Origin of the sequence: Streptomyces prunicolor NBRC 13075, from assembly GCF_000367365.1 — a bacterium.
GTDB lineage: Bacteria > Actinomycetota > Actinomycetes > Streptomycetales > Streptomycetaceae > Streptomyces > Streptomyces prunicolor.
In genome coordinates this window covers 1-24,185 of the sequence record NZ_BARF01000072.1, presented here as the reverse complement: position 1 = coordinate 24,185, position 24,185 = coordinate 1, and the positions used below count along the sequence as shown (strand labels likewise).

Genomic DNA, 24,185 nt, shown 5'->3' with positions numbered 1-24,185 from the left:
TACTCCTGGCCAGGACATCGGGCCCACTGATCGACTGCTGCCCATGCCTGAGATATCCCGCCGTGCCTTCGGCGGCCTCGTCGGCGGCGGTGCCGTGACCGCCGTCGCCGGTACGGCCGCCACCGCCGAGGCCGCCGAATCCGCCCCTGCCGAGCGCCCGTTCAAGGCCCGCCCCGCCGCCCCCGGCAAGCGTCCCAACCTCCTCGTCATCCTCGGCGACGACCTCGGCTGGGCCGACCTCTCCTCCTACGGCGGCCGATCGCCAACAACAGGAGGAGAACACCCTGGTGTACTTCGCCGGCGACAACGGCGGTGAACGCTGGTCGTACCTCTGGCCGTTGAGCGGCGAGAAATTCGTGCTCCAGGAGGGCGGCATCCGGGTCCCGACGATCGTGCGCTGGCCGCACCGCATCGACGGCGACCAGGTCAGCCACGAGCCGAACTTCTCCCCCGACTGGACCGCGACCTTCCTGGAGCCGGCCGGTGCCCGCCCCGACCCGGCGTACCCGCTGGACGGCACGAGCCTCGCGGGCTACCTGCTGAAGGGCGAACAGCCGCCCGAGCGGGACCTGTTCTGGCGAGTGCGGGCCAACCGGGCGCTGCGGCGATTGGAAGTACTACCAGGACGAGGACGGCGACGACCACCTCTTCGACCTCGGCGCCGACATCCGCGAACGGGCCGATCTCGCCCCCGACAAGCCGGAGTTGCTCGCGGAGCTGAAGGCGGCCTGGGAGAAGATCGCCTCCGGTCTTCTCCCGTATCCGAGCTAGCCGAGAATCCCCCGGTCGTACGCCACCGCGACCGCCGCCGCGCGGTCCTTGACGCCCAACTTGCCGTACAGGTGGGTGAGATGGGTCTTCACGGTCGCCTCGCTGATGAAGAGTTCGCGGGCGATCTCGCGGTTCGAGGTGCCCTTGGCGACCAGGGCGAGGACCTCGCGTTCGCGGGCGGAGAGCGGTTCGTTGCCCGGGGACTGGGGGCTGCGGACCGCGGAGACCAGGCGGGAGGCGACGGCGGGTGAGAGGACAGTGCGGCCCTCCGCCGCCGCGCGGACCGCGGTGAAGAGTTCGTCGCGCGGGGCGTCCTTCAGCAGATAGCCCGTCGCGCCCGCCTCGATCGCGGGGAGCGTGTCGGAGTCGGTGTCGTACGTCGTCAGGACGAGCACCTTCGCGCGGGCGGCGCGGCGGGTCAGCTCGCGGATGGCGTCGACGCCCGCGCCGCCCGGCATCCGCAGGTCCATCAGGATGACGTCGGGGTCGAGGTCGGCGGCCCGCTCCACGGCCTCGACGCCGTTGGACGCCTCGCCCAGGACGCGGAATCCGGGCGCGGACTCGAACATGCCGCGCAGACCGTCCCGTACGACGGGATGGTCGTCGACGATCAGCAGGGAGATCAGCAACTCGTCACTCATGGCGGACCAACGGTACGCGAGCCGAGAGGGCCGTGCCGTGACCGGGCTCGGCCTCGATGGTGAGGGAGCCGGCGATGCGTTCGGCGCGGGCGCGCATGCCGTCGAGGCCGAAGCCGCCGGTGCGGGTGCGGTCGGGGAGGGCGAGCGGGTCGAAGCCCTGGCCGTCGTCGCGGATGTCGAGGATGACCTCGTCGCCCATGAAGGAGAGGGTCACGCCGACGCGGGTGGCCCGGGCGTGCCGGGCCGCGTTCGACAGGGCCTCCTGGGCGATGCGCAGCAGGGTTGCGGAGACCTCGTCGTGGAGCTGCTCGGTGGTGCCGGTGACGGTGAACTCGGCGCGGACGCCGGTGCGTTCGCCCCACTCGGCGACCGTGTTCTTCAGGGCCTCGGGCAGTCCGTCGTTCTCCAGCGCGATGGGCGCGAGGTTCTGCACGGAGCGGCGGGCCTCACCGAGGCTGTGCCGGGCGAGGTCGGAGGCACGGTCGAGGTGCGTGCGGGCGGTCGCCAAGTCGGGTGCGTTGGCCACGACTTGGAGCTGGGCGATGATGCCGGTCAGGCCCTGGGCGATGGTGTCGTGGATCTCGGCGGCGAGCCTGCGGCGTTCATCGGCGACCCCGGCTTCCCTTGCCTGGACGAGGAGTTGGGCGTGCAGGGCGGCGTTCTCGTCGAGGGCCTGTTGCAGGGCGGTGTTGGTGCGTTCGAGTTCGCTGATGGTCTCGGTGCGCTCGTGAGAGCGCTGCGCCTCCTGCTGGGTGAGATGCGCGATCGCCATCTGCAGAGCGGAGTTGACGGCCACGAGCGCCACGAAGAGGACCCATTGGAGCCCGCTCCCGAACGGCAGCCCACCGGCCTGCGCTCCGGCCACGGTGACCGCGCTGGCGAACAGTCCGACCCGCTGCGCCACCGTGCCCGGGATCAGTTCGTCGGCGTCCATGAAGCCGGAGGCGGCATAGAACGCGAAGAACGGGTCGATCCAGGTGAGGACGAAGGCGATGGCCCAGCGGACGACGTAGTACGCCGTCCCCGCCCGCGACGGGACCCGGCCACGACCCGGACGGCGGGAACGGGTGCCGTGCCACCACAGCTGGAGGACGAGCGCGGCACCGGCCAGGGACCAGCCGGTCCACCACTGGGCGGCGGAGTAGTCGAACAGACCGGAGGAGGCGAGCGCGAGGACGACACTGATGCCGAGCAGCCCGTACGGTCCCCAGGTGTGCAGCTGCTCCCAGCGCCGCTCGATCTGCCCGTCCTTGGTGGTCATCTCCCCAGTCTGCACGGCCCGCCCCCTACTCCCAGCGGAACCAGCGCGAGGCGCCGGCCGTCAGCAGTACGGTCCAGGCCACGAGCACGCCCAGGTGCGCCCAGCCCGGCCAGTTCCCGGCCGCCGCCCGGTTCAGGGCCTCGGCGGCGGCGCCGAACGGGGTGTAGCCGACGATGCGGGCCATGACGTCCGGCATGGAGTTCACCGGGATCCAGACGCCCGCGCAGAACATCATCGGGAAGAACACGGCCGACCCGATCGCACCGGCGATCTTCGTGGTCCGGGACAGCGCGGAGACCACCGCGCCCAGCGCGAGCGCGGCCAGGATCGCGAGGAGCAGGGCGAGGAGATAGCCGCCGGGCTGCTTCGGGAGGCGTACGTCGAAGGCGAGCCGGCCGACGATCAGCGCGAGCAGGGCGGAGACGAGGGCCGCCGCGCCGTAGACCACCATCTGGGCGGAGAGCAGAGCGGTGGGCCGGACCGGGGTGGCGGACATGCGGCGGAGGATGCCGCGTTCGCGGTAACCGGTGAGGTTCTGCGGCATCGACTGGAGCGCGCCGACGATCATGCCGAGGAGGACGGCGACCGGGACGTACACGTCGATCGTGCGCAGGCCCCCGAGGTCGGCCTCGTGGTGGCGGAAGCCCGGGATGGAACCCAGGATCACCAGCAGCAGGGTCGGGAAGAGCAGGATCCAGAAGAGGGCGCCCGGTTCACGGCGGAAGAGCTTCAACTCGGTGCGCAGGACTGCGGTGTTCATGCGGAGACCTCCGTCAGGTCCAGGAACGCGTCGTCCAACGTGGCGTCGGAGACCCGGAGTTGGTGGGCGGTGATGTGGTTGCGGGCGAGCAGCGTGAGGACCGCGTTGACGGTCTCGTCGGAGCCGGAAAGGGTGATCCGGCCGTCCTTGTGCGTGACGGACGTGAGCGCGGGGAGCGCGTTCAGGTCACCGTCGTCCAGTGCCGCGGAGGGCGTGAAGCTGATGACGGTGGAGCCCGCCGAGCGCCGGATCAGCCCGTCCGGGGTGTCCAGGGCGGCCACCCGCCCCTTGTCGATCACGGCGATCCGGTCGCACAGCCGCTGCGCCTCCTCCATGAAGTGCGTGACGAGCAGGACGGTGACCCCGCTCGCCCGCACGTCCTCGATCAGCTGCCAGGTGTCACGGCGGGCACGCGGGTCGAGGCCGGTGGTGAGCTCGTCGAGGACGACGACGCGGGGGTTGCCGATCAGCGCGAGCGCGATGAACAGGCGCTGCTTCTGCCCGCCGGACAGCTTCGCGAAGCGGGTGGTCAACTTGGAGGTCAGGCCCAGGCGTTCGGCCAGTGGCCGCCAGTCGGCGGGGTGCGGATAGAAGGGCGCGTACAGCTCCAGCGCCTCGCGGACGGTGAGCTTGGCCTGGAGCTCGCTCTCCTGGAGCTGGGCGCCGAGGACCCGGGCGACCTCTTCGTGGTCGGCGACGGGGTCGAGGCCGGTGACCCGGACCCGGCCCGCGTCGGGGACCCGCAGGCCCTCGACGCACTCGACGGTGGTGGTCTTGCCGGCGCCGTTCGGGCCGAGGATCCCGAAGATCTCGCCCTCCTCGACGGCGAACGAGACCCCGTCGACGACGGCCCGGCCGCCGTAGGACTTCCGTAGTGCGCTGACTTCGATGACTGGTGTGGCTGGCATGTTCCGAGGGTCCCGCCGGGGACGGTCCCGGCACATCGGCCATCGCGCTCGACCGGCCATCAACCGATCGGTTGATGCGCGACTACGACTCCCCTTGATGTGCCGCTACGACCCCCGAACACCCAGGTCGTAGGACCAACGGCGGATCCGGGTCCGGCCAAAACTCGGTGGGCACTGTCAGTGGTGGTCCGTAGGCTCGCCCGTGATGACCACGACACCCGCCTCCGCCGAGGACCACCCCGACCGATCCGCCGTCCGTACGCTCGCGCGGCTGTGGCCGTACGTCCGCCCCGTGCGGGTACGGCTGTTCGCCGCGGCCGGGGTCGCCGTCGTCGCGTCGTGTACGGGGCTGGTGTTCCCGCTCGTCCTGAAGTGGATGGTGGACGGGCCGGTCGCCGACCGGGACACGGCGGGCGTGTGGCTCGGGGCGCTGTATCTGCTGCTGCTCGGGATCGCGGAAGCGGTCTTGTTCGGGCTGCGGCGATGGCTGGTGGCCCGGCCCTTGTCGCGGGTCGAGGCGGAGATGCGGGCGGATCTGTACCGCCATCTGCAACGCCTGCCGGTGTCCTTCCACGACCGATGGCCCTCGGGCCAGCTCCTCTCCAGGGGCACCACCGACCTGATGCTGCTCCGCATGTTCCTCGCCTTCCCGCTGACGTTCCTGCTGGTCAACGGCGTGACGATCCTGGTGGGCGTGATCATCATGCTGCTCCAGGACTGGACGCTGGGGCTGGTGATCCTGGGGCCCGCCGTCCCGGTGATCGTCATGTGCGTGATCTTCGAGCAGCGGTACGCGCATGTGGCACGCCTCGCCCAGGACCAGGTCGGCGACCTGACGACGGTGGTCGAGGAGAGCGTGCTCGGCATCCGCATCATCAAGGGCTTCGGCCGCCACCGCACCCAGGCCCGCGCCTTCCGCGACCTGTCCCGCACCCTGCGCGGCACCGAACTCCGCAAGGCCCAGCTCCTCGCCACGATCTGGGGCGTCATCGTCACCCTGCCCGAACTGGCGCTCGGGGCGGCGCTGGTGGTGGGGACGGTGCAGGTCGCGGACGGGGGGCTGTCGGCGGGCACGTTGGTGGCGTTCCTTTCGACGGCACTCGCGTTGCGTTGGCCGGTGGAGTCGATCGGCTTCCTGCTGGCGATGAGCCAGGAAGCGGCAACGGCGACGGAGCGCTATTTCGAGGTGATGGATGAAACCCCGGAGGCGGAGGCGCCCTTGGGGGCCGCGCCCCAAAGGGGCGCGGGGCTGTATCGATATGCGGCTCCGCCGCGGGGCGCGACCAGCCCCCACGGTCCCGCACCCGACAACGATGGCATCCGTTTCTCCTCCGTCTCCTTCCGCTACCCAGACGCCCCGCCTGATTCCCCACCCACCCTCGACCGCATAGACCTGCACATCAAACCCGGCGAGTCCATGGCCCTGGTAGGCGCAACAGGCACCGGCAAAACCACCCTCACCGCCCTCGTCCCCCGCCTCCACGAGGTGACCTCCGGCCAGATCACCCTGGACGGCAAGGACATCACCGCCATGCCCCGGGAAACGCTGCGCGCCCTCGTGGCCGTGGCCTTCGAGGAACCGACGTTGTTCTCGGCCAGCGTCGGGGAGAACGTACTCATGGGAGCCGAAGAGGGCGCGGGACAACCGGAGTTGGAGCGCGCACTGGCAGTCGCACAGGCCGACTTCACGCACGCGTTGCCCCAGGGCACAGACACCCAGGTGGGCGAACAGGGCCTGAGCCTCTCCGGCGGCCAACGCCAACGCCTCGCCCTGGCAAGGGCAGTGGTGGGCAAACCCCGCTTCCTGGTCCTCGACGACCCGCTCTCCGCACTGGACGTCCACACGGAGGCGGCCGTTGAGGCAGCCCTCCGCCAAGTCCTCGCCGACACAACCGCGTTGATCGTGGCCCACCGCCCGTCCACGGTGCTGCTCGCCGACCGCGTGGCCCTGCTGTCCGACGGCCGCATCACGGCGGTAGGCACGCACCAGGAACTCCTCCGGACGAACGCGGAGTACACGCACCTCATGTCGGGCGCCGAGCACCAGGGGGACGAACGATGACCGCGACGACCACCTCCACCCCCACCACCGGCGACGACGACCACGAGCCCGAATCCCCGCACCCGCACAAGCCCGCCGCAGGCGACCCGTTCGACCACGACACCCTGCCCACTCCCCCGGGCGCGACCGCCACCCTCCTGCGTTCCCTGCTCGCGCCGATGAAGGCACGGGTCACCGTCACGACCCTCCTCCTGCTGCTCCAACAGGCGGCCGTACAGGTGGGCCCGCTCCTCGTGGCGTACGCCATCGACCGCGCGGTACCGGCGTTCCGGAAGGACGACCACGGCCCGCTGATCGCCGTAGGAGCGGGCTACCTGCTCTGTGCGCTGCTCTCCGGCGGACTCCAGTACGCCTTCATCGGCGCCTCCGCCCGCGTCAACCAGGACGTACTGCTCGATCTGCGCGGCCGTATCTTCCGGCACGCGCAGGCGCTCAGCATCGACTTCCACGAGCGGTACACGTCCGGCCGGCTCATCTCCCGTTCCACCACGGACATCGAGGCCCTGCGCGAGCTGCTCAGCGAGGGACTCCAGGAGCTGATCACGGTCGTCCTGTCGTTCGTGTACATCTCGGCGATGCTGCTCTGGCTGGACCTGGGTCTCGGCGCGGTCGCGGTGGCGTCCTTCGTGCCGTTGTACCTGCTGGTACGGGTCTACCAGCGGCGCGCGGTACGGGTGTACGCGGTCCGTTCCACGGCGATCGCGCGCGTGATCGTGAAGTTCGTCGAGACGATGAACGGCATCCGCCCGGTCCGCGCGTTCCGCCGCGAGGACGTGAACGACGCCGACTTCCGGGTCCTCAACCAACAGCACGAACGCTCCAACGGAGACGCCCTGTTGGAGATGGCCCGCTATGTCACCGGCTCCCGCCTGGTCGCCAACACGGCCGTCGCGGTGATCGTGCTCTGGGGCGCGACCCGAGTCGCGGACGGCACCCTGGAGTTGGGCGTGCTGGCAGCCGCGGTCCTGTACCTACGGCGGCTCTACGACCCCATCGACCGGCTCGGCATGTTCCTCAACTCGTACCAGTCGGCCGCGGCTTCCCTGGAGAAGATCGCGGGCCTGCTGGCCCAGACCCCGTCGGTCCCCGAACCCTCAACACCCGTCCAACTCCCGGAACTTGAGACAGACCAACCCGGCCGCGAAGTCGTCTTCGACGGCGTCCGCTTCGCCTACCGCACCGGCGGCGAGGTGCTACCCGTCTTCGACCTCACCCTCCCGGCCGGCCAGACGGTCGCCGTCGTCGGCTCGACGGGCGCGGGCAAGTCCACCTTGGCCAAGCTCCTCGCCCGCTTCTACGACCCCTCGGACGGGCGGGTGCTGCTCGACGGCGTCGACCTGCGCGAACTGTCCGCGCCCGAACTGCGGCGCGGGGTGGTGATGGTGACGCAGGAGGCGTTCCTGTTCTCCGGCACGGTCGCCGAGAACATCGCGATCGGCCGCCCGGACGCACCCCGCGAGGAGATCGAGCGGGCCGCGAAGGCGATCGGCGCGCACGACTTCATCAGCGCACTGCCCGACGGCTACGACACGGACGTACGCAAGCGGGGCGGCCGTATCTCGGCCGGTCAGCGCCAACTCGTCGCGTTCGCTCGGGCGTTGCTCGCCGACCCGGCCGTGCTCATCCTCGACGAGGCGACCAGCTCCCTCGACGTCCCGGGCGAACAGGCCGTGCAGCGCGCCATGTCGACGGTCCTGCGCGGCCGTACGGCGGTCGTGATCGCGCACCGACTGTCCACGGTCGAGATCGCGCACCGGGTGCTGGTCATGGAACACGGGCGGGTCGTCGAGGACGGCACCCCGGCCGAACTGATCGCGGGGACGGGGCGGTTCGCGGATCTGCACCGGGCGTGGCGGGACAGCTTGGCGTAAGCACGCTCCGCGAGTTGGGCAGTTTTTCGGCTGCCGGCCGGTGGGGGCCGGTCGCGCAGTTCCCCGCGCCCCTTTGGGGCACGCTGACGCGTACCGGCGCTTCCGCGCCAGGCCGCACACCCCTACCCGAAAACCCACGGCGGGCCGGCGTCTTCAGGGGCGCGGGGAACTGCGCGACCAGCCACGACGCACCGCAAGCCGCCAACGCACCTCACCCCCCACCCCTCCCCACTTGCTAACCGGAACCCCGTTCCGTATCGTTTCCGGAACGGGGTTCCATTTATGCATCCTGGAGGACACAGCCATGCAATACCGCACCCTCGGCCGCACCGGCGTACAGGTCAGCGCCCTCGCGCTCGGCGCCATGAACTTCGGCAGGATCGGGCGGACGACGCAGGAGGAGGTCACCGCCATCGTCGACGCCGCTCTCGCGGGCGGGGTCAATCTCATCGACACCGCGGACGCGTACAGCGGCGGCGAGTCCGAGGAACTGCTCGGCAAGGCCATCGCCGGCCGCCGTGACGACATCGTGCTGGCCACGAAGGCGAGCCTGCCGATGGGCGAGGAGCGCAACCACCAGGGCGCCTCGCGCCGCTGGCTGGTCACCGAGCTGGACAACAGCCTGCGCAGGCTCGGCGTCGACCATGTCGACCTGTACCAGATCCACCGCTGGGACCCGCGCACCAGCGACGAGGAGACCCTCTCCGCGCTGACCGATCTCCAACGCGCGGGAAAGATCCGCTACTTCGGCTCCTCGACCTACCCCGCACACCGCATCGTCCAGGCGCAGTGGGCCGCCCGGGAGAACCACCTGGGCCGTTTCGTCACCGAGCAGCCCAGCTACTCGATCCTCCAGCGCGGCATCGAGACCCACGTCCTGCCGGTGACCGAGGAGTACGGCCTCGGCATCCTGGCCTGGAGCCCGCTCGCCTCGGGCTGGCTGTCCGGCGCGATCCGCGAGGGCCGGGAGGTCACCACCAGCCGCTCCGCGTGCATGCCCCAGCGCTTCGACACCGCCGTCCCCGCCAACCGCGCCAAGCTCGACGCCGTCGAACAGCTGGCCAAGGTCGCCGACGAGGCCGGCCTCACGATGATCCAGCTCGCGCTCGGCTTCGTCACCGCGCACCCCGCCGTGACCAGCGCGCTGATCGGCCCGCGAACCCTGGACCACCTGCACACCCAGCTCGCCGCCACCGACACCGCGCTCTCCGCCGACGTACTCGACGCGATCGACACGATCGTCGCCCCCGGCACCGACCTCGCCGCCCACGAGAAGAACGACACCCCGCCGGCACTCCTCGACCCGACCCTGCGCCGCCGCTGAGGCCCACCGGACAACAACCGGACAACAACCGGAACGGAAGCACAGCCATGTCCGACTCGCACCCCGCGATCGTGTCTGTGAAGCCGGTGATCCTGCCCGCCCCGGGCCGCGGCGAGGACCTCCAGGTCCGCGTCTCCGCACCCGTGACCGGCGGTGATCTGCCCGTCGTCGTCTTCTCGCACGGCTTCGGCTGGTCGATGGACGGCTACGCCCCGCCGGCGGACCACTGGGCCGCGCACGGCTTCGTGGTCGTCCAGCCCACCCACCTCGACTCAAGAACGCTCGGCATCCCGCACGAGGACCCCCGGTTCCCGGAGATCTGGCGCATCCGCATCGAGGACCTCAAGCGCGTACTGGACGAACTCGCCGTCCTGGAAGCCTCCGTGCCGGGTCTCGCGGGACGCCTCGACCGCCATCGCATCGCCGTGGCCGGCCACTCCTGGGGAGCCCAAACAGCAAGCACACTGCTGGGCGCCCGCGTCCTCGACCCCGACGGCGCACCCGGCGAGGACCTGTCCGACCCCCGCGTCAAGGCGGGCGTACTCCTCGCCCTGACCGGCCTGGGCGACGACCTGACCCCGTTCGCCGCCGAGCAACTCCCCTTCATGAGGCCGTCGTTCACCACGATGACCCCACCGGCACTGATCGTCGCCGGTGACCACGACCAGTCCCAGCTCTCCACCCGCGGCCCGGACTGGTTCACCGACCCGTACACCTACAGCCCCGGCAACAAGACCCTGCTCACCCTCTACGGCGCGGAGCACTCACTCGGCGGCATCCCCGGATACGAGGTAGCCGGGACGACCGACGAAAACCCGGCCCGCGTCGCCCTGCTCCAGCACCTCACCACGGCTTTCCTGCACAGCGCCCTGTACCCCGAAGACACCGGGAACACCGACTGGCAGACGGCGGGCGCCGCGCTGGAGCAAGACCCCGACCCGCTGGGGAAGTTGCAGAGCAAGTAGCGGGGCTCAGGAAAACCACACCTCCCCGATGCTCGCCTCGCCCTCCTCGTCGCGCTCGACGACGAACGTCGACTCGACGCGCTCCTCGTCCACGTAGACGGACAGCGCGCCACCGGTCAGCACGTGCAGCAGACCGTCGTAGTCGGTGAAGTCCTCGTCATCGTCGACCAGTTGACCTGGGTCGCCGCCCGCAGCCGTCAGCGTGGCCCGGAGGTCCCCGGCGACCTCCAGTTCGTCGAAGCCCTCGATCACCAAGTCCGGAGCCCCCGGCACCGCGACCAGAATCTTCAAGTAGGCCGCCCCGAAGTCCCGTTCACAGACGGCGACGATCCGGGCGTCGGGATGCCTCTTCTTCTGGGCCCGGAACTCGTCCTCCAGCGCGCTGGACAACACCCCGTCCTCGACGAGCGCGGGGTCCGTCACCTTCACCGTGGCCCCCCACGCAGCCGCACGCACGACGTCCAACTCCCCCCGATCCGCAGGGCTTTCGGGATGCCCCAGCCGGGACGGCGTCTCCTCACGGCGAATCCCCGCGACCGACGACAGCGACAACACAGCCGCCCTCGCCGCCTCCGGGTCATGCGCCGCGACGGACGGTCGCTCCTCGGGTCGTAGCGGAGGCGCGAAGGGCGGCTGGACCACAACCAGATGGGCGTGTCCGCTGTGACGAGGGTCCACCCGGGTTTCGGGAGATACGGGACTCATGCGGCCGAGCGTATGCCGCGAGCCCGCGCCAACCTGTGAACACCCTGTGGAGAAGGCGAGTTGACCCGGTCACCGAAGCGCGGATCGGCTTCGTCATGTACATGGGCGTGTCTAGCGTGTGGTCCGTTCGTCGGCGCCACATCGACCACGGGGGCCCCTGGTGCCGCGAACACCCCATGCCTACGGGCCCCCACGGGGACTTCACGTGCACACACCCATACGCCACCGGCGGTTGCGCGCACTGCGGCGGTCGGTCGTCGCGCTCGCGTGCGCCTCGGTCATGGCGCTCACCGGGCTTCCGGGCAGCACGGCGGCGGATGCCGCGCCGAGGCCGCTGGACCCGGGCAAGCGCTGTGCCGAGTTGTACGGCCTGCCGAGCAACACCCGCCCGACCACGGGGCTGCCGCAGTTCGACGCGTCGCGCGCCACCGCCCAGTGGGACGACTACTCGTACGTCAATCCGGCCAAGGAGTGGGACGGGCTCGGGGCGCCGTCCGCCGCGAAGCAGACCGCGCTGTCCGAGCTGACCAAGGCTCCGGCGACGCAGCCCGACCGGGTCTGGTGGAGGTGGCTCCAGCAGAAGGACAAGTACCCGAATTTCATTGACTATCGGGACTCCGTGTTCCTCCCGAACTCCGGGAACGACCCGCGCGGCAAGGCCTTCGAGCAGAAGGTGATCAAGGATCACGGGCTGGTCGGGCCGGAGTGGATCTGCCAGAAGGAGGTCGAGTTCAAGGACCCCGACACCGGCAAGACCTACCGGCGCAAGCTCGACGCGTACAACACGCGCACGAAGCAGATCCTGGAGATCAAGTCCAACGGCAGCCCGGACCGCACGCAGGTGCCCAAGGACCTGGCGTGGGCCAAGGACCCGGCCTGGAAGGACAGCAAGGTCAAGTACGTCTTCGCCGAGCCGCAGAAGGCGGACGCGAAGAAGTTCCTGGGGAACATGCGGCAGTTGGCCGGTGACCGGGTCACCGAGTACAACTACCGTTCCGACCGGGTGGAGTTGGCGCCCAAGGCCGGCGGACAGCGCGCTACCAGCGGGCTGATGCAGCCGCCCGGCCAGTCCGGTTCCACGCGCGGCGGGCTCACCGATCTGATCCGGGAGTCGCGGCCTACGCCGAAGACCATGGCGGACTTCCTGAACGCCAAGAACGCCGCCAACCCGGGTGGTCTGCCGCGCGGTCCGGGCGGTGTCGACTTCTCGACGCTGGACCTGAAGTACGTCGGCAAGCCGGTCAAGGGCAAGGGTGTCGACTTCGCGTTCGACGCCAAGGAGGACCCCACCGAGCAGTCCGGCTGGGGCGGCAAGGCCAACTCCCAGCTGATCTCGGACGCGTTCTTCACCTGGCTCGCGCTGACCCCGGACAAGTTCTGGGTCAACCTCAACCCGGACGAGCCGGACCGCATCATGGACGCCAAGTTCGGCAGGACGGACGCGGGTCGGGTGCTGCTGGAGGCCGATCTCCAGATGAAGCACGACTTCTACAAGGCCATGGACCCCGCGACCGACCTCGGCAAGCGCTACTGGGCGGCTCTCCCCAAGGAGAACGGCAAGCCGTGCATGCCCGGGCTGCGCAACTGGATCGAGCCGAAGACCGCGCAGGTCCGTGAGCAGGACGGCGGCATCTACATCCTCGACACCCCGCTGCGCCTGAAGTCGACCGCGCAGACCACGGTCACCCAGGGTCCCGGCGAGCCGATCTGCACCCCGGACGAGGCCACGACCAAGGCGGCCCAGCGGGTCATCGACTCGATGATCGTGCCCGCGGTGGAGAAGACCATCAACACCGCGCCCCAGTACGCCGATCTGCGCCGCGTCTACACCGCGCGCGTCGCCGCCGAGTACATCCGCCAGCAGGACGCCAAGTCGCCCACCGACTACCACGCCATCATCAACAGTGGCGACGCCACGCGCTGGCCGCTGCGCGCGCCCAACCAGAACTGGACCCGCGAGGCGCTGTTCCAGAAGTACCGGAACATCTACACGCACGGCGAGTTCACCTACGACGTCCCCGACGCGAACGGCACCGTGCAGGTCTACATCGTGGGCGGCGTCGACCTCTCCAAGCAGCCCAAGCAGAACGTCGGCAAGGTCCAATTCACCGCCCAGCACCGCTACTTGCCCCGGCAGACGCGGACCAGCGTGAAGACCCTCACCGACAACACCGACACGACGGGGCAGTTGCTCCTCGGCGCGAACACGGCCGCCGACGACACCGGCACGTCCACCCCCACCCCGGCCCCGACACCCACCCCGACCCACACCGGGAAGCCGACGCCCACCCCGACCCACAGTGGCGGAGGCGGCGGGAGCACCCCGGCACCGGCACCCACGACACCCGCACCGAACGACCCCGGCGGCGACCTCGCCCACACCGGCAACGACGCCCCGATCGGCCTGATCTCGGGCATCGCCGGCGTCCTCGCCGTGGCGGGCGGAGTGCTCGTGTGGTGGATGCGCCGCCGTAGGGCCGCCCAGGGGTAACTCCCGGCGGACGAGCGGACGAACACCTGTTGGGGCCGGTACGCGCATCCCGCGTGCCGGCCCCTTGGCATGCGGCGGCCGATATTCGATGGGCAACCGCGCTCACGCTCGGTAATCTTCTTTGCCTCCAACCACCCCCGGATCGCTCACGGCTGCGCGCTCCCGGCAGCCCGAGCAAGGAGGCACATGATCGACGCGTACGAGGATCCCGGGACACCCGACTGTCGGGGCGGCTGGCGGTTCCTGTGGTGGCTGGTGCGGCGGCAGCCGGGGCGGGCGGTGTCCGGGGCGCTGCTGTCGAGTGTGTGGATGGTGCTGATGGCGGCGGCGCCGTATCTGATGTCCCGGGCCGTCGACGACGGGCTGGTGCCGGGGAACATGGGCGCGCTGGCCTGGTGGACCGGGGTGCTGTTCGTGGTCGGCGCGGTCAACTCCTGGCTGAGCATCATGCGGCACCGCACGATGACCCGGGTCCGGATCGACGCCAACTTCCGCACGGTCAAGCTGATCGTCGGCCAGACGGTCCGGCTCGGCGCCGTGCTCTCCCGCCGCGCGCAGGCCGGTGAGGTGATCACCACCGGTGTCGGCGACGTGTGGACGATCGCCCAGTCCCTCACCGTCGTCGGCCCGGGCTTCGGCGCCCTCGTCGTCTACGGCGTGGTCGCGGGCGTGCTGCTGTCGATCTCGGCGCCGCTGGCCGCCGTAGTGCTGCTGGGTGTGCCGGTGATCGCCTTGCTCGCAGGGCCGTTGACGCTGCGGTTGCAGAGCGTGGAGACGGAGTACCGGGAGCGGCAGAGCGTGCTGACCGCGCGCATCGGTGACCTCGCGGGCGGCCTGCGGGTCCTCAACGGCCTTGGCGGCAAAGGGCTGTTCGCGGACGCGTTCCGCGGTGACTCGCAGCGGCTGCGCGCGCAGGGCTACCGGGTGGGCGCGGTGGCGAGCTGGGTGCAGGCGATCGGGGTCGGGCTGCCGACGCTGTTCCTCGCCGTGGTGACCTGGCTCGCGGCCCGGCTGGCGGCCCAAGGGCAGCTCAGCATCGGCGAGTTGGTCGCCGTGTACGGCTATGTCGCGGTGCTGATCGGCCCGGTGGCGTTCTTCGTGCAGATGGTCTACGAGTTGAGCCGGGGCGTGGTGGCCGCGCGCAGGGTCGTAGAACTGCTGCGGCTCGAACCCGTGCCGGACAAGGGGGAGTTGGCCGCTCCCGCCGAACCGGCCGTCCTGCACGATCCCGACTCGGGGGTGCGGGTGCTGCCGGGGCGGCTGACCGCGCTGGTCGGGGCGCGGCCCGGCGACACTTTGGCCGTGGTCGACCGGCTCGGGCGGTACGCGCCGTCACTGGCGACCTGGGGCGGGGTGCGGCTCGACGGGATTCCGCTGGAGCAGGTGCGGGCGCGGATCCTGGTCGCCGACAACGAGGCCGACCTGTTCGCCGGACCGCTGACGGAGGTCGTGTCGGGGCGCCACGAGCGGTCGGCGGAGGCGTTGGCGAAGGCCGTGCGCGCGTCCGCCGCCGACGACATCGTGCAGGGGTTGCCGGAGGGTCTCGACTCGGCGGTGGCCGCGCAGGGGCGCAGTCTCTCCGGGGGACAGCGTCAACGGGTTCGGCTGGTAAGGGCGTTGCTCGCCGAGCCCGAGGTGCTGCTCGCGGTGGAGCCGACCTCGGCGCTCGACGCGCACACGGAGGCGGCGGTCGCGCGACGGCTGCACGCGGAGCGCACGGGCCGTACGACGGTGGTGACCACGACGTCCCCGCTGGTCCTGGACCACGCGGACACCGTGCACTACCTGGTCGACGGCAAGGTCGCGGCCAGCGGCACACACCGCGGGCTACTGGACTACGAGCCCGGCTACCGCGCGCTGGTGGCCCGGGACACGGAAGAGGAAGAGGTCGTACGGTGACGCAGTCCTCGTTGGCGAAGGGGACGCGGTCCTCACTGGCCAAGGGCCAACTGCCCGTCGCGGAACGGGCGGACGTACGGCGGGCCGCGCTCCGGCTCGTACGGGCGGACCGGCGGGCGTTCGCCGTCGTGCTCGTCGTGAACGCGCTGGCCGCCGGAGCCGGGCTCGCCGGGCCGTGGCTGCTCGGGCGGATCGTGGACGAGGTGCGGGCCGGGGCCGGGGTGAGCACGGTGGACCGGCTGGCGCTGGTCATCGTGGCGTGCGCGCTGGCCCAGTTGCTGCTGGCGCGCTGGGCGCGGTACGTGGGGCACCGGTTCGGTGAGCGCACGCTGGCGCGGGTGCGGGAGGACTTCGTCGACCGGGCGCTGGCGCTGCCCGCGTCGGTGGTGGAGCGGGCCGGGACGGGTGACCTGACCGCGCGCGGCACGGCGGACGTGGCGATCGTGGGCACGACCCTGCGCGATGTCGGCCCCGAACTGCTGGTCTGCTCGGTGCAGGCGCTGTTCGTGATGGGCGCGGTGTTCGCGCTCGACCCGCTGCTCGGGCTGTTCGGGGTGCTGGGTCTGACGCCGATCTGGTTCGCGCTGCGCTGGTATCTGCGCCGGGCCCGGGACGGTTATCTCGCGGAGGGCGAGGCCAATTCGGAGGTCGCCGAGAGCCTCACGGCGACCGTGGCCGGGGCCCGCACGGTGGAGGCGTTCCGGCTCCAGGAGCGACGGGTCACCGCGAGCCGGGACACGCTACGGACGGCGCTGCGGAGCCGCCTGTACACGCTGTTCCTGCGGACGGTGTTCTTCCCGGCGATCGAGGTGTCGTACGCGATCCCGGTGGCGGGTGTGCTGTTCGTCGGCGGCTGGCTGCACGGGCGCGGGGAGGTGGGCCTGGGCGCGGTGGTCGCGGCGGCGCTGTATCTGCGGCAGTTCGCCGACCCGCTGGACCAGATCCTGATGCGGATCGAGCAACTGCAAAGCAGCGGCGCCTCGTTCGCCCGCGTGGAGGGGCTCGCCCAGGCACCCCGCGCGGACGGCGACGACGACGGCCCGGCCCCGGCGGACGACCGCATCGACGTGACCGGCGTGCGGTACGCCTACGAGCGCGGCGGCGAGGTACTGCACGGCGTCGACCTGACCGTACGGCCGGGTGAACGCCTCGCGGTGGTCGGCCCGTCCGGCGCCGGCAAGACCACGCTGAGCCGACTCCTGGCGGGCGTCGACGCGCCGACCGAGGGCACGGTGACGGTGGGCGGGGTCCCGGTCTCGGGACTCTCACCGGAGACGCTGCGCCGCCAGGTGGTACTGGTCACCCAGGAGCACCACGTGTTCCTGGGCTCGGTCCGCGACAACCTCCTGATCGCCGAACCGACCGCCACGGACGAGGAGTTGTGGGCGGCGCTGGCGGCGGTAGGCGCCGACGAGTGGGTCCGGGACCTCCCGGACGGGCTCAACACCCGCCTGGGCCCCCGCGGTTCGACCACGGACGGCTCACAGGCCCAGCAACTCGCCCTGGCCCGCGTGGTGTTGGCCGACCCGCACACCCTGATCCTGGACGAGGCGACGGCCCTCCTCGACCCGGCCACCGCCCGCCACACGGAGCGCGCCCTGGCCGCCGTACTGGAGGGCCGCACCGTCATCGCCATCGCCCACCGCCTGCACACCGCGCACGACGCGGACCGGGTCGCGGTGATGGAGCACGGCCTGCTGACCGAGCTGGGGGCGCATGAGGAGTTGGTGGCGGCGGGGGGCGCCTATGCGGCGCTGTGGAACTCGTGGCACGGGGACGGGCGGGGGTCGGGTGGCTGACGCCGGGCGGTTTCCGCCCCCTCCGCCCCTTCCCGTCCCGTCCCTGGGGGCTCCGCCCCCGGACCCCCGGTCGGCCTGAACGGCCTCGTCCTCGAACACCGGACGGGCTGAAAGATCGGACCCCGTCCGGCAGTTGGGGCGCCGGCACCCGGCCACCCTCGTGGCGCCAGGATGATCACACCTGCGAACATGTTCCCGTCATCCACGCCGAGTCGCGCCCCGCGTGGCCATGTGCCCGCGCGAAGGAGAACAGCACCCCATGTCGCAGCCGCCAGTGCCACCTCCCTCGCAGGGCCGGCCTCCGCAGCCACCCCCGTACCCCCAGCAGGCCGGGCCGTATCAGCCCCCTCAGTCCTACGGCCCCTACCAACCCCCTCAGCAGCCGGGCCCTCTGCCACACGCTCAGAATCCTTATGCCCAGCCCCAGTTCCCGCCCCCGCCTCAGCAACCGCCCACCCGCGGACGGCGCCTGCCGCTCGTGCTGTGCGCAGTGGCCGCCGTCCTGGCTCTCCTCGCCACCGGCACGGTCCTCATGCTCCGCGACGACGACTCCACCTCCTCGGACGGCAGGGCAAGCGCCACCTCCCCGACCCCCACGCCCACCCCGACCACCATCAACGGCCGGGAGTTCCTGAACGTGGACCCGCCCAAGCCGAAGAGCTCCAGCGACTACATCCAGACTCCCGGAGCCTGGCTCACCTCCCGCGCCTACGCCACCGGCGCCGAGCAGGCCGTCACCGGCTACGACCTGACCACCGGCAAGCGCGCCTGGACCGTCCCGCTCTCCGGCGGGCTCTGCGGGGCCTCCCGCAACGTGACCTCCGCCGGTCTCGTCGCCGTCGTGTTCCAGACCGAGGACACCGTCAAGGGTCGCTGCACGCGGTTCGCGGTGATCGACGTGAACAAGGGCGTCAAGGTGTGGGAGAAGCCGATCACCGACCAGAGCGTCAGCCTCGGGCTCGGGCTGAACGTCGCGATCAGCGACACCGTCGCGGCGGCCGGTTGGCCCGACGGGTCCGCCGCCTACGACACCTCCACCGGCGCCCCCGCGTGGACCGCCCCGGCCGACGGCTGTACTCAGGAGGAGCACCTCGGCGGTGCGGAACTCCTCACCCTGTCCTACTGCAAGACCTCCGCCGGCATGAAGTTCCGCGTCGGCGAGCGCGATCCGGGCACCGGCAAAGCAACGTGGCGGTACGAGGTGCCGAAGGCCAAGGGCGCCTGGCTGGTGTCCAGTGAGCCGCTCGTGCTCGGCCTGCTCCAGAACGACGACGGCCTGGACGCCGACCAGTTGGTCACCGTCTCCGACGAGGGCAAGGTGCGATCCACCATCCCCCTCGGCGACGACTACGTCGCGGGGTGCGGTGAGACCGGCGGCTGCGGCGCCACGATCGTGAGCGGCGACACCGCCTACCTCGGCAGCGACCCCCACAACTACTCCGCGGGCAACCGGATCACCGCTTTCGACCTGACCACCGGCAAGGCCATCCGCAGCTTCCCGGCCCCGGACGACTCGACCCTCGTTCCGGTGCGCGCCGAAGGCAAGGCCCTCATCGCCGCGCAGGAGGCCGAACCCACCACCCCCGCCCGGGTCCTGCGCCTGGACCCCGCCACCGGCAAGAGCACCACGTTGATGGAGATGCCCAACGAGCTGTCGCTCAACAGCACGCTGCACTCGTTGATCAGCACCGATGTCAAGGTGCCCATGCTGTACGACGACGGGCGGTTCTTCCTGCACACGGGCAGCGGCTACCTCATGAGCGAGACAAGCCCCGATCCGATGACGCTCGCTTTCACGACCCGGTAGGCATCCGTCGGGCAGTGCACGGATGAAGGCGCCGGACGACAGCCCGCCCGCTCACGGTCGAAGAAGCGTCAAGTGACGCTCCGGATAACGGACTTGAACATCCGGACAACGAACGAATTCCGGCCAACTTCCTGACGCGCTCCTGACAGAAAGCGCGAGCTGCTGCCACTCTTCCCACTGGCGCTTCACAGCAACCCCACAGCTTCACTCCTGTGATCCCTGTGATCTCCCCTGGTCGCGCGATCCGCGACCGTCCTGAAGGAGTCAGTGTTGAGAAGCAATTCCTCGCGCAGACGCACCTCCCACATAGTCGCCGTAGCCGGCGTCACCGCTCTGCTCGCCGCAGCCGTCCAGGCCGGCGCGACCTCCTCCGCCGCTCCGGCCAACCCCCTTGCGAGCAAGGGGAATCCGGCGCACACGGCCCTCTCGCTCTCCCCCTCGCAGCGCGCCGAGCTGCTCCGCGACGCCTCGTCGGCGCGGACCTCGACGGCCAAGGACATCGGCCTCGGCGCCAAGGAGGCGCTCGTCGTCCGTGACGTCATCAAGGACGCCGACGGCACGGTCCACACCCGCTACGAGCGCACCTACGGCGGACTCCCGGTCCTGGGCGGCGACTTGGTGGTCGACACCGCCAAGTCCGGTACCACCGAGCGCGTCATCAAGGCGACCAACGCGGCCATCGCGGTCGCGGACCTCACCCCGGACGTGACGACGGCGGCGGCCGAGAAGCAGGCGGTCTCCCGCGCCAAGGCCCTCGGCTCCACCAAGTCGGCCGCGGACTCGGCCCGCAAGGTGATCTGGGCCGCGAGCGGCAAGCCGGTCCTCGCCTACGAGACGGTCGTCGGCGGCTTCCAGGACGACGGCACCCCGAACCAGCTGCACGTCATCACCGACGCGGCCACCGGCAAGAAGCTCTACGAGTACCAGGGCATCGAGAACGCCACCGGTGTGGGCAACACCCAGTACAGCGGCCAGGTTTCGCTGACGACGACCCAGTCGGGCGCCAACTACAACCTGACCGACGGCGACCGCGGCGGCCACAAGACGTACAACCTGAACCACGGGACGTCCGGCACCGGCACGCTGTTCTCGCAGACCAGCAACACCTGGGGCAACAGCACCACGTCGAACGCGGCGACGGCCGGCGCGGACGCGCACTACGGCGCGGCGGAGACCTGGGACTTCTACAAGAACACCTTCGGCCGCAGCGGCATCAAGAACAACGGCGTCGGCGCCTACTCCCGTGTCCACTACGGGAATTCGTACGTCAACGCGTTCTGGGACGACGGCTGCTTCTGCATGACGTACGGCGACGGTTCCGGCAACGCGGACCCGCTGACCGCCATCGACGTGGCCGGCCACGAGATGAGTCACGGCGTCACCTCCAACACCGCCGGGCTCAACTACTCCGGTGAATCAGGCGGGTTGAACGAGGCGACCTCCGACATCTTCGGCACCGGCGTGGAGTTCTACGCCAACAACTCGACCGACGTGGGCGACTACCTCATCGGCGAGAAGATCGACATCAACGGCGACGGCACACCGCTGCGTTACATGGACAAGCCGAGCAAGGACGGCGGCTCCGCCGACAGTTGGTACTCGGGGGTCGGCAACCTCGACGTGCACTACTCGTCGGGCATCGCCAACCACTTCTTCTACCTGCTCAGCGAGGGCAGCGGCGCCAAGGTCATCAACGGCGTCAGCTACAACTCGCCCACCTCGGACGGACTTCCGGTCACCGGCATCGGCCGGGACAAGGCGCTGCAGATCTGGTACCGCGCGCTCACCACGAAGTTCACGTCCACCACCAACTACGCGGCGGCCCGCACCGGGACGCTCGCGGCGGCCGGTGAGCTGTACGGCACGACGGGCGCCGAGTACAAGGCGGTGCAGGACGCGTGGGCGGCCGTGGCGGTCGGTGCGCGCTCCGGTGGCGGCGGCGGTGGCGGCACGTCGTTCGAGAACACGGCCGACGTGTCGATTCCGGACAACGGGGCGGCAGTTACCTCCTCGGTGACCGTGTCCGGGCGGACGGGCAACGCGCCCACGAACCTCGCGGTCGCGGTCGACATCGTGCACACCTGGCGCGGTGACCTGGTGATCGACCTGGTGGCTCCGGACGGGTCGACGTACCGCCTGAAGAACTCCAGCTCGTCCGACTCGGCGGACAACGTGCAGGCGACCTACACGGTCAACGCGTCCTCCGAAGTCGCCAACGGCGTCTGGAAGTTGAAGGTCCAGGACGTGGCGGCACAGGACACCGGCTACATCAACAGCTGGAAGCTTACGTTCCCGTAAAAACCAGCCGTCCACTTCCGGCCGCACGAACTGGGCGCCGCCTCGGGGTTTCAACTCCGGGGCGGCGCTCTGTTGTGGACGTTTACATGGCCGCAATGTTTCCCGGACAGTCGATTTCCGGCCAACATCACTTGGGGGTCCTGACATGTACGCGCCCCTGATGCCACTCTTCCCTCACGCCGCTTCAGCACAGCCAATTCACAATCGCTCCGGTCGGTAACCCCACACCGTCCGGACTCCCCCACAGAGGAGCTCGCGTGACCCCCCTCTACGCGCGTCACAAGCGCACCACCCTGGCCATCGCCACCGCGGTAGCCGCAGGCGCCCTGCTCGCCACCGGTGTCAGCACCGGTGCCTCCGCCCAGCCCGCCGCGGCCAAGCCGGCGCCCCTCGCGGCCGCCCCGCAGCTCCTCTCCAACTCCGCGCGCACCGCGCTGGTCCAGGAGAAGCAGGCCGCCGCGCCCGAGACGGCCCAGCAGATAGGCCTCGGCACCAAGGAGAAGCTGGTCGTCAAGGACGTCGTCAAGGACGTCGACGGCACGGTCCACACCCGCTACGAGCGCACCTACGCGGGCCTCCCGGTCCTCGGTGGCGACCTGGTCGTCCACACCGCTCCGTCGGGCAAGACCGAGGGTGTCACCAAGGCGCACTCGGCGACCATCAAGGTCGCCACGGTCACACCGAAGATCTCCACCGCCAAGGCCGAGAAGCAGGCGCTGACCATCGCCAAGGCCGCCGGCTCCGACAAGACCGCCGCCGACGGTGCCCGCAAGGTCATCTGGGCCGGCACCGGCACCCCCGTCCTCGCCTACGAGACGATCGTCGGCGGCTTCCAGGACGACGGCACCCCGAACCAGCTGCACGTCATCACCGACGCGGCCACCGGCAAGAAGCTCTTCGAGTACCAGGGCATCGAGAACGCCACCGGCACCGGCAAGACCCTGTACTCGGGCACCGTCAGCCTCGACACGACCCTGTCGGGCACGACGTACAGCCTGACCGACGCCGGGCGCGGCAGCCACAAGACGTACAACCTGAAGCACGGCACCTCGGGCACCGGCACCCTCTTCACCAACACCACCAACACGTGGGGCACCGGCGCCGCCTCCAGCTCCACCACCGACGTGACCGCCGCCGCGGACGCCGCCTACGGCGCCCAGGAGACGTGGGACTTCTACAAGAACACGTTCGGCCGCAGCGGCATCAAGAACAACGGCGTCGGCGCCTACTCCCGCGTGCACTACGGCAGTTCGTACGTGAACGCGTTCTGGGACGACAGCTGCTTCTGCATGACGTACGGCGACGGCTCGGGCAACACCCACCCGCTCACCTCGCTGGACGTGGCCGGCCACGAGATGAGCCACGGCGTCACCGCCAACACCGCGGGCCTGAACTACTCGGGCGAGTCCGGCGGCCTGAACGAGGCGACCTCCGACATCTTCGGCACGGGCGTCGAGTTCTACGCGGCGAACTCCTCCGACGTCGGCGACTACCTCATCGGCGAGAAGATCAACATCAACGGCGACGGCACCCCGCTGCGCTACATGGACCAGCCCAGCAAGGACGGCGGCTCCGCCAACTACTGGTCCTCCTCGGTCGGCAACCTCGACGTGCACTACTCGTCGGGCGTCGCCAACCACTTCTTCTACCTCCTGTCCGAGGGCAGCGGCGCGAAGACCATCAACGGCGTGAGCTACAACTCGCCCACGTCCAACGGCTCCACGGTCACCGGCATCGGCCGCGCCAAGGCGCTGCAGATCTGGTACAAGGCCCTGACGACGTACTTCACGTCCACCACCAAGTACGCGGGCGCCCGCACCGGCACCCTCTCGGCGGCGGCGGCGCTGTACGGCTCCGGTTCCACCGAGTACAACGCGGTGGCCGCTGCCTGGTCGGCCGTCAACGTCAGCTGACGACAGCCGAGTTGACAGGTAAGTGACTAGGGCGGTACCCGGAGCGAAGGCAATTCCGGGTACCGCCCTACTCTTGGGTTCCATGTCCTTCACGTACGACGACGTCGGCGCGACCCGCGAACGCGGCTTCTGCCCCCCGGGCTTCCACCCCCTGTATGTGCGCACCCGGATCGGCGAGGGCGAGAAGGTCTTCCGCCGAGCCGCCGAAGCGGTCCTGACCTGGGAAATGCACCGCGAGATGGGCGTCGGCATCGAAGCGAGCGCCGAAAAAGCGGCCCCCGGCGTAGACGTAACGGTCACCCTCGCCGGCCTGATCAAAGGCCCCTGCCGCATCGTCTGGACGGTGGAGGAACACCGCAGGGCAGGCTGGGCCTACGGCACCCTCCCCGGCCACCCCGAATGCGGCGAGGAAGCCTTCGTCGTCGACCGCACAGGCGACGGCACAGTCTGGCTGACGGTCTCCGCCTTCAGCCGCGGCGCCAAGTGGTACGCCCGCCTGGGCGGCCCGGCAACGAGGGGCTTGCAACACGCATACGCCCGAAAGATCGGCAGCACGCTGCGCGAGATGTGCGCGCCGTATTCGGAGGTGTAGGAGGGCCAGCCGATGTCCAGTTTTTCGGGGGTGCAACGGGGGCGCGCCGATGTCCGGGTTTTCGGAGGTGTTAGGGGGGCGAGCCGAAGTCCGGTGCTCGCGGACAACGCCCTGTTTT

General features: G+C 70.4%; 17 protein-coding genes and 1 pseudogene. 13 read left to right on the top strand and 5 right to left on the bottom strand.

Annotated elements, in window-relative coordinates:
• Positions 1–43: 43 nt before the first annotated feature.
• Together SPR02S_RS66230 and SPR02S_RS59580 are read left to right on the top strand one after the other, a co-directional pair.
• Entirely contained in the window at positions 44–316 is a 273-nt protein-coding gene (locus SPR02S_RS66230) for a hypothetical protein (protein WP_019060872.1), read from the top strand.
• Positions 252–771: pseudogene (locus tag SPR02S_RS59580) on the top strand (sulfatase family protein); the annotation flags it as partial. The gene SPR02S_RS66230 and the pseudogene SPR02S_RS59580, both read left to right, overlap by 65 nt.
• Here SPR02S_RS59580 and SPR02S_RS30750 read toward each other — a convergent pair.
• Genes SPR02S_RS30750 through SPR02S_RS30735 form a run of 4 tightly spaced genes read right to left on the bottom strand, consistent with a single transcriptional unit; the run spans position 768 to position 4,341 of the window.
• Positions 768–1,412, bottom strand: a complete 645-nt coding sequence (locus tag SPR02S_RS30750; protein WP_026151002.1) for a response regulator — start codon at positions 1,410–1,412, stop codon at positions 768–770. The pseudogene SPR02S_RS59580 and the gene SPR02S_RS30750 overlap by 4 nt on opposite strands.
• Positions 1,405–2,673 (bottom strand): sensor histidine kinase, encoded by a 1,269-nt coding sequence (locus SPR02S_RS30745; RefSeq protein ID WP_019060870.1) that lies wholly within the window; start codon positions 2,671–2,673, stop codon positions 1,405–1,407. Before SPR02S_RS30745 ends, SPR02S_RS30750 begins: the two co-directional genes overlap by 8 nt.
• Before the next feature lie 25 nt (positions 2,674–2,698).
• Positions 2,699–3,433, bottom strand: a complete 735-nt coding sequence (locus tag SPR02S_RS30740) for an ABC transporter permease (protein WP_019060869.1) — start codon at positions 3,431–3,433, stop codon at positions 2,699–2,701.
• Positions 3,430–4,341: an ABC transporter ATP-binding protein gene (locus SPR02S_RS30735; RefSeq protein WP_019060868.1), complete on the bottom strand. Its 912-nt coding sequence runs from the start codon at positions 4,339–4,341 to the stop codon at positions 3,430–3,432. The genes SPR02S_RS30740 and SPR02S_RS30735 overlap by 4 nt, the downstream gene beginning before the upstream one ends.
• A 205-nt stretch (positions 4,342–4,546) precedes the next feature.
• On the opposite strand from SPR02S_RS30735, the gene SPR02S_RS30730 reads away from it, so the two are divergent.
• The 4 genes from SPR02S_RS30730 to SPR02S_RS30715 all read left to right on the top strand — a co-directional run bounded on the left by SPR02S_RS30730 (position 4,547) and on the right by SPR02S_RS30715 (position 10,563).
• Complete coding sequence (locus tag SPR02S_RS30730; RefSeq protein WP_019060867.1) at positions 4,547–6,403, top strand: ABC transporter ATP-binding protein; 1,857 nt, start codon at positions 4,547–4,549, stop codon at positions 6,401–6,403.
• On the top strand, positions 6,400–8,274 hold the full coding sequence (locus SPR02S_RS30725; RefSeq protein ID WP_019060866.1) for an ABC transporter ATP-binding protein: 1,875 nt from the start codon (positions 6,400–6,402) through the stop codon (positions 8,272–8,274). Before SPR02S_RS30730 ends, SPR02S_RS30725 begins: the two co-directional genes overlap by 4 nt.
• A 304-nt stretch (positions 8,275–8,578) precedes the next feature.
• A complete protein-coding gene (locus SPR02S_RS30720) occupies positions 8,579–9,598 on the top strand; it encodes an aldo/keto reductase (protein ID WP_019060865.1) in 1,020 nt (339 codons plus the stop codon).
• Between the two features lie 47 nt (positions 9,599–9,645).
• Entirely contained in the window at positions 9,646–10,563 is a 918-nt protein-coding gene (locus SPR02S_RS30715) for an alpha/beta hydrolase family protein (protein ID WP_019060864.1), read from the top strand.
• A gap of 6 nt (positions 10,564–10,569) precedes the next feature.
• On the opposite strand, the gene SPR02S_RS30710 is transcribed toward SPR02S_RS30715, so the two are convergent.
• The gene (locus SPR02S_RS30710; RefSeq protein WP_158697891.1) at positions 10,570–11,268 is read right to left on the bottom strand and encodes a DUF6333 family protein; all 699 of its coding nucleotides are present in this window, start codon (positions 11,266–11,268) and stop codon (positions 10,570–10,572) included.
• A gap of 205 nt (positions 11,269–11,473) precedes the next feature.
• Here SPR02S_RS30710 and SPR02S_RS30705 point away from each other — a divergent pair, with 205 nt between their 5' ends.
• The 7 genes from SPR02S_RS30705 to SPR02S_RS30675 all read left to right on the top strand — a co-directional run bounded on the left by SPR02S_RS30705 (position 11,474) and on the right by SPR02S_RS30675 (position 24,067).
• On the top strand, positions 11,474–13,759 hold the full coding sequence (locus tag SPR02S_RS30705; protein ID WP_043258593.1) for a hypothetical protein: 2,286 nt from the start codon (positions 11,474–11,476) through the stop codon (positions 13,757–13,759).
• Positions 13,760–13,945: 186 nt separating this feature from the next.
• Positions 13,946–15,658, top strand: coding sequence for an ABC transporter ATP-binding protein (locus SPR02S_RS30700; protein WP_019060862.1), 1,713 nt, complete (start codon positions 13,946–13,948; stop codon positions 15,656–15,658).
• 35 nt (positions 15,659–15,693) lie between these two features.
• Positions 15,694–17,457, top strand: a complete 1,764-nt coding sequence (locus SPR02S_RS30695) for an ABC transporter ATP-binding protein (protein WP_026151000.1) — start codon at positions 15,694–15,696, stop codon at positions 17,455–17,457.
• 490 nt (positions 17,458–17,947) lie between these two features.
• Positions 17,948–19,264, top strand: coding sequence for an outer membrane protein assembly factor BamB family protein (locus tag SPR02S_RS30690; protein WP_019060860.1), 1,317 nt, complete (start codon positions 17,948–17,950; stop codon positions 19,262–19,264).
• Positions 19,265–19,534: 270 nt separating this feature from the next.
• On the top strand, positions 19,535–21,562 hold the full coding sequence (locus tag SPR02S_RS30685; protein ID WP_026150999.1) for a M4 family metallopeptidase: 2,028 nt from the start codon (positions 19,535–19,537) through the stop codon (positions 21,560–21,562).
• Between the two features lie 257 nt (positions 21,563–21,819).
• A complete protein-coding gene (locus tag SPR02S_RS30680; RefSeq protein ID WP_019060858.1) occupies positions 21,820–23,475 on the top strand; it encodes a M4 family metallopeptidase in 1,656 nt (551 codons plus the stop codon).
• A gap of 82 nt (positions 23,476–23,557) precedes the next feature.
• Positions 23,558–24,067, top strand: coding sequence for a DUF1990 domain-containing protein (locus SPR02S_RS30675; RefSeq protein ID WP_019060857.1), 510 nt, complete (start codon positions 23,558–23,560; stop codon positions 24,065–24,067).
• Positions 24,068–24,185 lie beyond the last annotated feature (118 nt).